Raw genomic sequence first — 13026 nt, forward strand, 5'->3', positions numbered from 1 at the left:
CGGCCCGACCTGACGCGGCCCGACCTGATGCGATCCGACCTGATGCGATCCGACCTGATGCGATCCGATCTGACGCGAGCCGGCCTGGCAAATCCCGGCCCGGCGCTGCGCGGCCCAACACGGCCCGGCCAGCCCATCCGCGGGACGACCTCGACTACGTCGCGCCCGCCGCCTCGGCGGGCGGCTTTCACGATCCGTTCGAAGACGACGGTCCAGCCCCCGAATTCGCCCCCGCGCCCGAGAACTGGCGCGAGGCGGAACACGCCCCCGTGGTCGAGAAGCGCAGCCGCCGCCCGCGCACGCCGCGCCCGGCCGAAACCTTCAAGGTGTTCGCGCCCTGCCCGCAGGGTCTGGAAGAAGCCCTCACCGCCGAAATGCAGGCGCTGGGCTATGAAGACGCGCAGGCCGGCCGCGCCGGCTGCTCCTTCACGGCCGACTGGTCGGGCGTGCAGCGCGCCAACCTGTATTCGCGCCTGGCCACCCGCATCCTGGTCCAGGTCGCCCACGCCGAAATCAGCCACGAAGACGACATCCTCGACCTGGCCCGCGCCACGCCCTGGGAACGCTGGTTCGGCCCGGAACAGACGCTGCGGGTGGACACCTCGGCCGTCAAGAGCCCGGTGCAGAGCCTGCAGTACTGCAACCTGCGCGCCAAGGACGGCATCTGCGACCGGCTGCGCGAGGTGGAGGGCGCCCGCCCGGACATCGACACCGTGCGTCCCGACGCCCGCGTGCATCTGTTCCTGACCGGCCACACCGCCACCCTTTACCTCGACACCTCGGGCGAATCGCTGTTCAAACGCGGCTGGCGGCTCGACAAGGGCGAAGCGCCGCTGCGCGAGAACCTGGCCGCCGGCATGCTGGCGCTGGCCGGCTGGGATCCGGCCGCCCCGCTGCTGGACCCGTTCTGCGGCTCCGGCACTATTCTCATCGAGGCGGCCTGGATCGCGCTGGGCGTGCCGCCCGGCATATCGCGGCCCTTCGGCTTCGAACGGCTGCGCGGCCACGACGCCTACCGCTGGCGCGACCTGAAGAACGACGCGCGGGCCCGGATCCTGCCCCAGATCGAGCAGCCGTTGGTCGGCTACGACCTGGATCCGCGCGCGGTGGAATTCGCCCGCGCCAACGCCGAGCGCGCCTGGCTCACGGCCGACACCATCCGTTTCGAGGTGGGCGACGCCCGCGACATTCCCGCTCCCGCCGACCACGGCTGGATCGTCACCAACCCGCCCTACGGCGAGCGCATGCAGGCCGAGCAGCAGGAAGGCCTGTGGCGCGCATGGTCGAGCTGCCTGAAGCGCAACTTCGCGGGCTGGCAACTGCACGTCATCACCAGCGACATGAGCCTGCCCCAGCAGCTGCGCCTGAAGCCGCGCCGCCGCATTCCGCTGCACAACGGCGCGCTGGACTGCCGGCTGTTCGGCTTCGAGCTGGTGGCGGCCAGCTACCGCGACCGCTGATTTTCCCGCTTCGCCTCCGGCGGTTTTCCGCCCGGTCCCGCTTGTGCGCCGCAACGCGCGGCGGCGCGCTTGCTGGCGCCGTCCGGCCCGCGCCCCGTTCCATCGGCGGCGCCCCCCGTCTTCGGGCCGTTGTAAAAGCGCCGCAACACAGACACACCAGACTTGCCGTGGTGCGTCGGGCGCCGAATTGGGGCATTATCAGCATCAGGATGTTGCAAAGCCGCACTGCCCGCTTGCATGGTTTAGGGTTAACCCCTATAATTTGGGTTATCCCTAGTAGCAAAACACACTGTGCAAGCCCGTGGAGGCTATTGTGATCAACCCGAACAACACCATCCGCCTGACCGACGAACTGGAACGTCAACTGATGCTGCAGGCCATTGAAGAACAATTCCGTCCGCATCCGATGCGGGCCCTGGCCGCCGGCCTGCGCAAGCTGGCGCACGGTCTGCGCAGCCTGGCCGGCAAGACGAGCGCCAAAGACGCGCACTCTGCCGCCTGAGCGGACCCCGGCCCCCAGGCTCGCGCCTGACGAACGTTTTCCCCTTGGGGGCTGCACAGCCCCTTTTAAGACCCGCCCTAACCGGCGGGTTTTTTTTGCCTTGCAGGGCGGCCAGCGCGAAAGCGCGGCTCTGGCTCGCCTTTTCCCGCCGGGGCGCGTAATAATACGGCATGACCGCCGCCCTTCCCCTGGACCAGACGCCCAACCGGCTACGCCGGTTTGCCTGCATGATGTACGAAGCCGTGCTGCTGTTCGGCGTGGTTTTCCTGGCGGGCTACCTCATGGACACGCTCACCCAGAGCCGCAGCGGCATGGACCTGCGGGGCCTGCGACAGGCCTGGCTGTTTCTGGTGATCGGAGCCTATTTCGTGATTTGCTGGCGGCGCGCGGCCAGACCCTGCCCATGCAGACCTGGAACATCCGCCTCGTGGACCGCGACGGCAACACGCCGGGCACGGCGCGGCTCATCCTGCGCTACGTGCTCGCCTGGCCCCTGGTGCTGGCGGGCGCGGCGCTGGTCTGGGCGGCTTCGTCGCTGACCGGCTGGCGCTCCATGGACATGTTCATCGTGGCCGCGCCCTTCACCATCTTCGTGTGGTCGTGGTTCGATCCGGACGGCCAGTTCCTGCACGACAGGCTGCTGGGCACGCGCCTGCGCAACGCGCCGCCCCGGCCCAGGCGGCGTTGAGCGCAGGCTGGATTCACAAGACGTTACAAGCAGCAAAATCCGGCGGCGAAATAGCGCCTGGCTTTCAGAAAGTTGAAAGTCTCCGGCAAAGACAATGGGGCCCCTTTTTAAATGTCCCCATTATCATGCGAGCGTTTCTCTCCCGACTGTCGCTGGCCGCCAGCGCCTTGCTGTTCCTGCCTGCGGGCGCCTGCGCGCAGACCGCCGAGGCCCGGCAGGAAATCGAGGCGGCCGCCCGAGCCGCCTATGCCGCCGCTCAGGCTGGTCCGACCGACGTCAAGCTGGCGGACCAGGCGGTGGTGCACCTGCCCGAGCGGATGCTGTTCGTGCCGCGCCCGCAGGCCGAACGCCTGATGCAAGCCTACGGCAACGGCAAGGACGCGACGCTGCTGGGCCTGGTCATGCCCAAGGCCGACGACGAAGACTGGGTCATCACGGTCAATTTCGAGAAGGCCGGCTACATCAAGGACGACGACGCGCGCAACTGGAATGTGAGTGAACTGCTCACCAGCCTGCGCGAAGGCACCGAACAGTCCAACGAGGAGCGCAGGAAACTCGGCTTTCCCGAGCTGACGGTGGACGGCTGGGTGCAGGCGCCCCGCTACGACAGCGCCACCCAGCGCCTGGTGTGGTCGGTGGCGGCCAGGCACAAGAAGGCGGGCCTGTCGGAAGACCCCACCGTGAACTACAACACCTACGCGCTGGGCCGCGACGGCTACATCACGCTCGACCTCATTACCCAGAAAAGCGCGGTGCCCAAAGACAAGGGCGCCGTGCTGGCCCTGCTGGACAACCTGGAATACGTGGAAGGCAAGCGTTACGCCGACTTCAACGCCTCCACCGACAAGGTGGCCGAATACGGCCTGGCGGCGCTGGTGGCCGGCGTGGCCGCCAAGAAGCTGGGCCTGTTCGCCGTCATCGCCGCTTTCGTCGCGAAATTCGCCAAGGTGTTCGTGCTCGCCGCGGCGGCGCTGGGCGGCGGCCTCTGGAAGCGCCTGCGCGGCAAGAAGGAGAAAGCGCAGGACTCGCAGCAGGCATGAAACTGCTGTTCCTGCTGTTTTCCGGACTGAAGTTTCTCAAATTCGGAAAACTGTTCGCCACCGGCGGCAGCATGCTGCTGTCGGTGGCCGCCTACGCCCTGGTGTTTGGATGGCGGTACGCGGCGGGCTTCGTCGCCCTCATCCTGGTCCATGAGCTGGGCCACTACGTGGCGGCGCGGCAGCGCGGACTGGATGTAGGCGCGCCGGTGTTCATTCCCTTCGTGGGCGCGTGGATCCAGCTCAAAGACCAGCCGCGCGACGCGGACACGGAAGCCTATGTGGGCCTGGGCGGGCCGTTCGCCGGCACCCTGGCCTCGCTGCTGTGCTATTTCGCGGCGCGGGAAACCGGCAGCAACCTGCTGCTGGCGCTTTCCTATGCGGGCTTCTTCATCAACCTGTTCAACCTCATCCCGCTCTCGCCCTTCGACGGCGGGCGCATCACGGCGGTGCTCACGCCGCGGGTATGGCTGGTGGGGGTGCCCGTGCTGGCCGCGGTGTTCCTGTGGCGGCCCAGCCCCATCCTGGTCCTGGTCGCGCTGCTGGCCATCCCCAACGTCGTGCGCGCGTTCAAGTACGACCCCGGCCTGCCGGAAAACCAGGCCTATTACGGCGTGTCGCTGGAAAGCCGGCTGACTTACGGCAGCGCCTACCTGGCGCTGGTCTGCCTGCTGGCGGTCATGGCGCACGACGTGCACGACATGCTGGGCGGGCTGCGCGGGCAGTAACGCGCGGGAAATCCGGGCCGGGTGTCACAACCCGGTCACCGCATATTCACATGGCCGTCATCGGCGGGTGATTTCATCTCCAGGCATGAGCACAGCGTCCCTGGAACCCACTGTGAACGACGTCCGCACGCACTGGCGCACTCTCTGGATATCCGACATTCACCTGGGCACCTCCGGGTGCAAGGCCGATTTCCTGCTCGATTTCCTCGAGCGCAACGATTCGGACACGCTGTATCTGGTGGGCGATATCGTGGACGGTTGGCAACTGCGCCGCCACTGGCACTGGCCCCGCACCCACAACGACGTGATCCAGCGTATCCTGCGCAAGGCGCGCAACGGCACCCGGGTGGTGTTCATTCCCGGCAACCACGACGAGTTCGCCCGGGAATTCATCGGCTTCGCGTTCGGAGACATCGAGATCCTGGACGAAGACGTGCACGTCACCGCCAAGGGCCTGCGGCTGCTGGTGCTGCATGGCGACCAGTTCGACGGCGTGGTGCGCCACAGCCGCTGGCTGGCCCACCTGGGCGACGGCCTCTACCAGTTCGCGCTCTGGATCAACCATCACTTCAACCGCCTGCGGCACCGGCTGGGACTGCATTATTGGTCGCTGTCGCAGTATCTGAAGCACCGCGTGAAGAACGCCGTTTCCTTTATCAGCGGTTTCGAGGAAGCGCTGGCGGGCGAGGCGCGCCGCCGCGACCTGGACGGGGTGGTGTGCGGCCACATCCACAAAGCGGAGCTGCGCGACGTGGGCGGCATCCTGTATTGCAACGACGGAGACTGGGTCGAAAGCCTGTCCGCGCTGGGCGAAACGCACGACGGGCAGCTGCAGCTGCTGGACTGGGCGGCGGAGATGGCCGCGCGCCAGGCCGGCTTCTCCAAACGGCAGCCCCGCTCGCTCAGCTTGCCGGCGCTTCCCTCGGCGTTGCGGCGCCAAGGCCGGCACCCGTGATAACCCTTATACGTCCCCATTACGCAACGCGGATATTGCAGTTCCCGTCCCTCTAGGTCATGCTTGCAGCTTGGGGCGATGGGCCGGCGGCCCGTTCTCGCTGCAACATGCTTACAACATAGGGCCATGAACGACCAATATCAGGCGCTCTACCAAACATTCCGCTGGCTGGTTCCCACCCAGTTCAATATTGCGGAAGCGTGCTGCCACCGCTGGGCGTCCAGTACTCCGGACGCGCGTCGCATCGCCATCTACCACGAGGACGAATCCGGCAACCGCGAGGTCTGGACGTACGCCAGGTTGGGCGAAGCGACCAACCAGCTCGCCAACGGCCTGATGAAAATGGGCGTGGCGCGGGGCGACCGGGTCGCCGTGGTGCTCGGACAGCGCCCGGAAGCCGTGGTGGCGCACATGGCCATCTACAGCGTGGGCGCCGTGGCCATGCCGCTTTCGGCCCAGTCCGGCCCCGACGCGCTGCAAAGCCGGCTGTGCGACGCCGACGCGCACGTGGCCATCGTCGATCACGCTTCCAGCGCCAATCTGCTGTCTATCAGCGACAATTGCCCCAATCTGCACCAGATCATCGGCATCGGCTTCGCCGACGAGCGCGTGCTGCCCTGGCGCAGCCTGCTCGCCCGCCAGCCGGGCGAGTTCAAGACGGTACAGACGCTGTCTTCCGACCCCGCCATACTGCTCTACACCTCGGGCGCCACCGGCGCGCCGCGGGGCGCCCTGCTGCCGCACAGCGCCCTGATCGGCAGCCTGCCAGGCTTCGTGGCTTCACAAGACTGGTTTCCGCGCCACGGCGACGTGTTCTGGACGCCCGCGGACTGGGCCGGGCCCGAAGGCCTGACCGACTCGCTGCTGCCCACCCTGTATTTCGGCCATCCCATCGTGGCGACGCGCGCGCGCTTCTCGCCCGTGCGAGCCTACGAACTGATGGAGCGCTACCAGATCACCAACGCCTGCCTGTCTCCCGCCGTGCTGCGCCAGCTGCGCCAGGCCGACCCCGAGCCGCGCGACCGCTACGCCTGGGCCCTGCGCAGCATCATGGCCAGCGGCCAGACGCTGGGCGCGGGGCTGTCCGCGTGGTGCGAATCGGCGCTGGGCGTGGAGCCCAACGAAATGTACGGCACCGCCGAGGCCAACTACGTCGTGGGCAACAGCCGCAAGCGCTGGCCCGCGCGTCCCGGCAGCATGGGGCGACCCTACCCCGGCCATCTCGTGGCCGTGCTGGACGAAGACGGCCGCCCCGCCGCGCCGGGCCAGGTAGGGGAGATCGGCGGTCGGCCGCCAGGACATCCACGGCTTTCCCCGACCCCGTCCTGTTCCTCGGCTACTGGGGCAACGACACGGCCACCCAGGCCCGCTGCACCGGCGACTGGTGCCGCACGGGCGACCTGGCCTCGGCCGACGCCGACGGCTATCTCTGGTATGCCGGCCGGGTCGAAGACGCTTTCGTCGCGGGCGCCGCCGCATCGCGCCCGCGCCCATCGAACGCCGGCTGATGGAACACGCCGCCGTCAGCCAGGCGGCCGTGGTTCCCCGCCCCGACGCCGCGCAGGGCACAGCCGTGAAAGCCTACGTGGCGCTGGCCGCCGAAACGGGCCTGGACGAACGCGAATCCCTGGCCGAAACCCTGCGGGCGTACCTGGCCGAGGGCCTGCCCGCCCATGAAGTCCCGGCCGAAATCGAGTTCCTCGACGCCCTGCCCATGACCGCCAACGGCCGGGTGCAGCGCCGGATCCTGCGCCAGCTCGAAGAAGACCGGGCCCTCGCGGCGGCCAAGGCCGGAATCTAGGCCGGCCGGCGCCGCGGCGCGCAACCGAGACACACGCAAACCATGCCTATCTACCAACTCGACGACCTCATTCCCCGCATCGACCCCTCCGCCTATGTGGCCGACAGCGCCGACATCATCGGCAACGTGACGCTAGAAGCGGGCGTCAGTATCTGGTCCCACGTTTCCATCCGCGGCGACAATGACGCCATCCTCATCCGCGAGGGCACCAACATCCAGGAATCCAGCGTGCTGCACGTGGACGGCGGCTGTCCGATGGCCATCGGGCCCAACGTCACCGTCGGCCACCAGGCCATGCTGCACGGATGCACCATCCACGAGGGCGCGCTGGTGGGCATGCAGGCCATCGTCCTGAACCGGGCCGTCATCGGCCGCAATTGCCTGATCGGCGCCGGCGCCATCATTCCCGAAGACCGCGTCATCCCCGACAATTCGCTGGTGATCGGCATCGGCAAGATCGTGCGCGAGCTCTCGGCGGACGAAATCGCCAACATGCACAAGAACACCGCGCACTACGTGGCGCGCGGCCAGCATTACCGCAAGGCGCTCAAGCGCCTGGACTGAGCGTCCGCCCGCCCCCGCCGATCGGCTAACATTCCACCCATGACCGATCAACTCAAGAAATACCTCTACGCGGACCGCAGCCTGCGCGTGCAGGCGGTGCGCCTGCACGACACCTGGCAGGCCGTCCAGGCCAACCACGACTACCCGCCCGCCATCCTGCAACTGCTCGGCGAACTGGTCGCGGCCGCCACGCTGCTGGCCGCCAACATCAAGTTCGACGGCTCGCTGGTCCTGCAGATCCAGGGCGACGGCCCCATCGCCCTGCTGGTGGTGGAATGCCGCGCCGACCTCAGCCTGCGCGCGACCGTGAAAATGCGCGAAGGCCACGACGTGCCGGCCCATGGCGACATGCAGAGCCTGCTCAACCCGGGCGGCAACGGCCGCTTCATCGTAGTGCTCGACCCGCGCAACAAGGTTCCCGGGCAGCAGGCCTACCAGGGCATCGTCCCCCTGGAAGGCGACACGGTGGCGCAAGCCCTGCAGCACTACATGAAAGCCTCCGAGCAGCTCGACACCCGCCTGTGGCTGGCGGCCGACGGCCAGCACGCCGCCGGCCTGCTGCTGCAGCGCCTGCCCGTGCATGGCGGCGGCGACAACCCGCTGCTGTCGGCCGAGGCCGCCGACGAGAGCTGGGAGCGGGCGCTGGCGCTGGCCTCCACGCTCAAGAACGACGAATTGCTGGAAACGGACACCGACACGCTCATCCGCCGACTGTACTGGGAAGAAACCCTGCAGGCCTTCGAGCCGCTGCCCGTGCGCTGGCACTGCCCGTGCACCCGCGAGCGGGTGGCCGGCATGCTGCGCTCGCTGGGCCGGGCCGAAATCGAGGAAATCGTGGCCGAGCAGGGGCAGGTGGAAGTCTCCTGCGACTTCTGCGGCAAGCCCTATGTGTTCGACGCCGTGGACTGCGCCGCGCTGTTCTCCAACAGTGCGCCGGCCGCTGACGACAAGCCGCCCACGATGCACTGAGCCGGCCGCCCGCCCCCCGGCAACCACGTATCGCCAGGCGTTCACGGCACGCGCCATACTGCGCAGCCATGAACGCCTTTTTTCTGCCTTCCGTCCGCCGACGACGCCAATCGGGCGCCGCCGCCGTCGAATTCACGGTGCTGGCTGCGCTGCTTCTGCTGCTGGGGCTGGCCGCCATCGAGGCGGCCGCTGGCACCAGGTTCGCCAGGTACTGCACCTGGCCTTGCTGGAAGCGGCCCGCGCGGGCGCCATGGCGCATGGCGATCCCCGGCGCATCCGCGCCGCATTCCTGCAGTCCCTGTTGCCCCTGCATGCCCATCCGCAGGGGCCGGGGCTGGTTCTCGGCCAACTACGCGATGCTTTCCAAGAAAGAGCGCGTCTACCTCGCGCCCTCCTCACAGCAGGCGGCGCTGCTGCACGTGCTGCGCTACTACGAGCGCGAGAACGGCAACTGGGACCGCATCAAAGAGGCCGAGGTCGAGATATCGCTGGTCAAGGATCAGTACATCCTCAAGGGCAGCGTCGACCTGATCCGGGGCGAGAACGACACGGTCGAGATCATCGACTTCAAGTCGGAGAAGAAGCCCGACATGGAGAAGGACCGGGAGCGGCTGCGCCAGTATCAGCACCAGCTGGAGGTGTACGCCCACCTGGTGGAAGAGCGCACCGGCCAGAAGGTCAGCCGGATGCATCTGTACTACACCGGTGAGGACGGCGGCAACCCTTACGTCTCCTTCACCAAGGACGACCGCGCCATCGGCAAAACCATCGCGCGGTTCGACGACATCGTGGCGCGCATCGAGCGGCAGGACTATCGCATGGCCGCACGCCCGGCCAAGCTGTGCCAGAGCTGCGACATGCGCGCCTACTGCGACAACAAGAACTGGAAATTCAGGAAAAACGACCAATGAGCAAGAACACCCCTGCGCAGGAGTCCCTGCAACTGGCCACGCCCGATGGTGGCACCACCCACGTCGAGAAATACGAGTTCGAGCCAATCAAGGGCTACCCGATGCTCAACTGGCGCGGCAAGCGCCCGTTCACCTCGACGCAGTACTACCCCGCGCAGCTGAAGGAAATCCACGGCGAAGAGGTGGACGGCTGGCGCAACAAGATCTTCTGGGGTGACAACCTGCAGGTGATGAGTCACTTGCTGAAGCAGTTCAGGGGGAAGGTTGACCTTGTTTACATCGACCCACCTTTTGATTCCAAGGCTGATTACAAGCTCAAAATTAAGGTTAAGGGGCAGAAATATGCCGGGGATTCGAGTGCTATCGAGGAAAAGCAGTACTCAGATATTTGGACGAACGATGAGTTTCTCCAATTCATCTACGAACGGCTTGCCTTAATCAGGGAGTTGCTGTCGGAAGATGGGACGATCATTCTGCACTGCGATTCAACAAAGGGACATCATATTCGGTGCATATTGGACGAACTGTTTGGCGACAAGAACTTCATTAACGAAATCATCTGGAGCTATCGTCGCTGGCCAAGCAACTCGAAAAACTTTCAACAGATGCATGACAACCTATTTTGGTACGCCAAAAAGAAGGACAGTAACCGGGTCTTCAACAAAGAGTACGAAGAAGCATCTGAGAGCTACATGAAGCGATTCGGCGGCAAGACCCAAATACTCGACGCCGAGAGCGGTACGAGGAAGATTACATCGGAGGAAGACACCAAAGGGATGCCCATGCGAGACGTATGGGATATTTCAATTATCGCGGGCGTTGGTGCAGAGCGGACCGGATACCCGACACAAAAGCCCGAGGAGCTTCTAGAGCGAATTGTCCGCACGTGTTCGAATCCTGGTCAGCTTGTATTCGACTGCTTTATGGGCTCAGGCACAACTCAGGCAGTTGCCATGAAGCTCGGTCGCCGCTTCATCGGCGCAGACATCAACCTCGGCGCGATCCAGACGACCACCAAGCGGCTGATCAAGGTGGCCGAGGAATTGCGCCAGAAGCCGCTCAACCCCGACACCAAGTACTACACCGGCTTCGAGGTCTACAACGTCAACCACTACGACATCTTCCGCAACCCGGTGCAGGCCAAGGAGCTCCTGCTGGAGGCGCTGGAGGTACAGAAGCTGGAGTTCAGCACCGTGTTCGACGGCGAGAAGGACGGGCGCATGATCAAGATCATGCCGGTCAACCGCATCGCCACGCGCGCCGACCTGAACGAGCTGATCGCGGGCTTCGACTACAAGGCCTGGGAGCGCAAGCAAAACGAGAGCCCGAACCGGCCCGTCGAGAAGATCACCCTCGTCTGCATGGGCCATGAGCCGGACTTGGCCGCGCAGCTGGAGCTGGCCGCCAAGCCCTTCAAGATCGACGTCGAGGTGGTGGACATCCTGCGCGACAAGGCCAATCTGGAGTTCAAGCGCGACTCCGAGGCCAAGGTCGTGGTGAAGAACGGCGAGCTGGTCATCGAGCGCTTCTACCCGATGAACCTGCTGCAGAAGCTCTCTCTGCAGAAGGAGTCGGTGGAGGACTGGAAGGAGCTGGTCGAGTCGGTGCTGATCGACTGGAACTACGACGGCGCAGTACTGCAACCGGCGGTGGTGGACATTCCGGGCAAGAACGAGATGGTCAAGGGCAGGTACAAGGTGCCGGAGGATGCAGGCACCATCCGGGTCAAGATCACCGACCTGCTGTCGGAGTCCTGGGAAGGGAGCGTGGCCCATGGCGACTAAACGCACAGCCACCTCGGCCAAGGCCAGCTCGTCCGGCGCGTCGCTGGATTTCGCCTTCTTTCGCTTCCTGTGGCAGTTCCACCAGGACAACCGGGGGGCGATCCGCTCGCACTACAAAGAGCTAACGCGCAAGTTCCTCGACTTCAACAACCCGGAAAAGAACCCCAAGGCCTTCCTGCGCCAGCCGCAGTTCGAGGCGCTGGAAACCTACGTTTTTCTCAAGGAGTTCCTCGACAACGCCAAGGTCGAGGAGATCTTCAAGGCGTGGTACGAGCGCAGCGGCAAGTTCGAGGGCCGCAAGTTCGGCTCCTTCCTCGGCACCGCCGGTCAGGAGATGTTCCAGTTCGGCGAAACGGACGAGCTGGAACTGGATTCGTACAAGCGGCTGTTCGAGAAGATGCGCAAGAACTCGCGCGCCTACCCGAACTACATCTTCGCGCTGACGATGGGGACGGGCAAAACCATCCTCATGGCCACCTGCATCTTCTACGAGTTCCTGCTGGGCAACAAGTTCGAGAAAGATCCGCGCTACTGCCACAACGCGCTGGTGTTCGCCCCGGACAAGACCGTGCTGCAGTCGCTGAAGGAGATCGAGTCGTTCGACCTGACCCGCGTGGTGCCGCCGGAGTACGTCAACTTCCTCACCACCCACCTGCGCTTCCACTACCTCGAGGAGGCGGGCACCTCACTCGACACGCTGGATCGCTCGCGCTTCAACATCATCGTCTCCAACACGCAGAAGATCATCCTCAAGCGCCAGCGCAAGGAAAAGACCTCCGTCGACAAGCTGTTCGGCGCGACCGGCGAAACCCTGGCCGCCACCGGTGTCTATGCCGAAGCCGCCGACCTCTACAACTTCGACCAGCCGGAAGAGGAAGGCGAGCTGACCACTAACCAGCGCTTTGAGAAACTGCGTCGCTTGGAGCAGCTGGGTATCTACGTGGACGAGGCGCACCACGCCTTCGGCAAGGCGCTGGCCAAGGACATGGGCCTGGGCACCAAGGAAACCGACACCAGCCTGCGCACCACCATCGACATCCTCGCCGCCAGCCTGAACGCGGCGGGCACGCGGGTGGTGGCCTGCTACAACTACACCGGCACGCCCTACGTGGGGCGCGAGGTGTTGCCCGAGGTGGTCTACGCCTACGGCCTCAAGGAGGCCATCGACAAGGGTTTCCTCAAGAAGGTGACCCTGCACGGCTACGCCAACACCCGCACCGACGAGTTTGTCGACATCGCCATCGAGACCTTCCTCAAGGAAACCGAAGGACTGCGGCCGGAAGGGCTTCTGCCCAAGCTGGCCTTCTTCGCATCCACCATCGACGAGCTGACCGGAGAACTGCGACCCGCTGTGGAGCGTGTGCTCCTCAAGCACGGCATCCCCACCTCGCGCATCTTGGTCAACGTGGGCGACGACAAGCTCACCACCAACGACGACATCCGCGAGTTCAACCGCCTGGACACCGAAGGATCGGAAAAGCAGTTCATCCTGCTGGTCAACAAGGGGCGCGAAGGCTGGAACTGCCGCTCACTGTTCGGCGTTGGCTTGTTCCGCGAACCCAAGTCCAAGGTCTTCGTCCTGCAGGCCACGATGCGCTGCCTGCGCGCCATCGGCCAGGCCCAGCAC

Annotated in this window: 10 protein-coding genes and 2 pseudogenes; all 12 read left to right on the plus strand. The window is 65.5% G+C overall.

The window, feature by feature from the left end:
- The first annotated feature begins 32 nt into the window (after positions 1–32).
- Positions 33–1460, plus strand: a complete 1428-nt coding sequence (locus tag AD428_RS13935; RefSeq protein WP_369798762.1) for a THUMP domain-containing class I SAM-dependent RNA methyltransferase — start codon at positions 33–35, stop codon at positions 1458–1460.
- Positions 1461–1773: 313 nt separating this feature from the next.
- On the plus strand, positions 1774–1962 hold the full coding sequence (locus AD428_RS13940) for a hypothetical protein (protein WP_053245582.1): 189 nt from the start codon (positions 1774–1776) through the stop codon (positions 1960–1962).
- Positions 1963–2132: 170 nt separating this feature from the next.
- A pseudogene (locus AD428_RS13945) lies at positions 2133–2650 on the plus strand (RDD family protein).
- Positions 2651–2775: 125 nt separating this feature from the next.
- Positions 2776–3690 carry a DUF2167 domain-containing protein gene (locus tag AD428_RS13950; protein WP_053245583.1) on the plus strand — a complete coding sequence of 305 codons (915 nt, stop codon included), beginning with the start codon at positions 2776–2778 and terminating at the stop codon, positions 3688–3690.
- Positions 3687–4415, plus strand: coding sequence for a site-2 protease family protein (locus AD428_RS13955; RefSeq protein ID WP_053245584.1), 729 nt, complete (start codon positions 3687–3689; stop codon positions 4413–4415). Before AD428_RS13950 ends, AD428_RS13955 begins: the two co-directional genes overlap by 4 nt.
- An 85-nt stretch (positions 4416–4500) precedes the next feature.
- Positions 4501–5370: a UDP-2,3-diacylglucosamine diphosphatase gene (locus tag AD428_RS13960; RefSeq protein WP_152968093.1), complete on the plus strand. Its 870-nt coding sequence runs from the start codon at positions 4501–4503 to the stop codon at positions 5368–5370.
- Positions 5371–5496: 126 nt separating this feature from the next.
- Positions 5497–7171: pseudogene (locus AD428_RS13965) on the plus strand (acyl-CoA synthetase).
- A 42-nt stretch (positions 7172–7213) separates the two neighbouring features.
- Complete coding sequence (locus AD428_RS13970; RefSeq protein WP_053245586.1) at positions 7214–7735, plus strand: gamma carbonic anhydrase family protein; 522 nt, start codon at positions 7214–7216, stop codon at positions 7733–7735.
- Positions 7736–7774: 39 nt separating this feature from the next.
- A complete protein-coding gene (gene hslO / locus AD428_RS13975) occupies positions 7775–8704 on the plus strand; it encodes an Hsp33 family molecular chaperone HslO (protein ID WP_053245587.1) in 930 nt (309 codons plus the stop codon).
- Between the two features lie 68 nt (positions 8705–8772).
- Positions 8773–9615: a PD-(D/E)XK nuclease family protein gene (locus tag AD428_RS13980; protein ID WP_053245588.1), complete on the plus strand. Its 843-nt coding sequence runs from the start codon at positions 8773–8775 to the stop codon at positions 9613–9615.
- Positions 9612–11399, plus strand: a complete 1788-nt coding sequence (locus AD428_RS13985; protein ID WP_053243746.1) for a site-specific DNA-methyltransferase — start codon at positions 9612–9614, stop codon at positions 11397–11399. Before AD428_RS13980 ends, AD428_RS13985 begins: the two co-directional genes overlap by 4 nt.
- Positions 11389–13026: DEAD/DEAH box helicase family protein (locus tag AD428_RS13990; RefSeq protein WP_160318585.1), on the plus strand; the 1638-nt coding region annotated here is incomplete at its 3' end. The genes AD428_RS13985 and AD428_RS13990, both read left to right, overlap by 11 nt.

It is taken from the genome of Achromobacter sp. DMS1 (genome assembly GCF_001270295.1).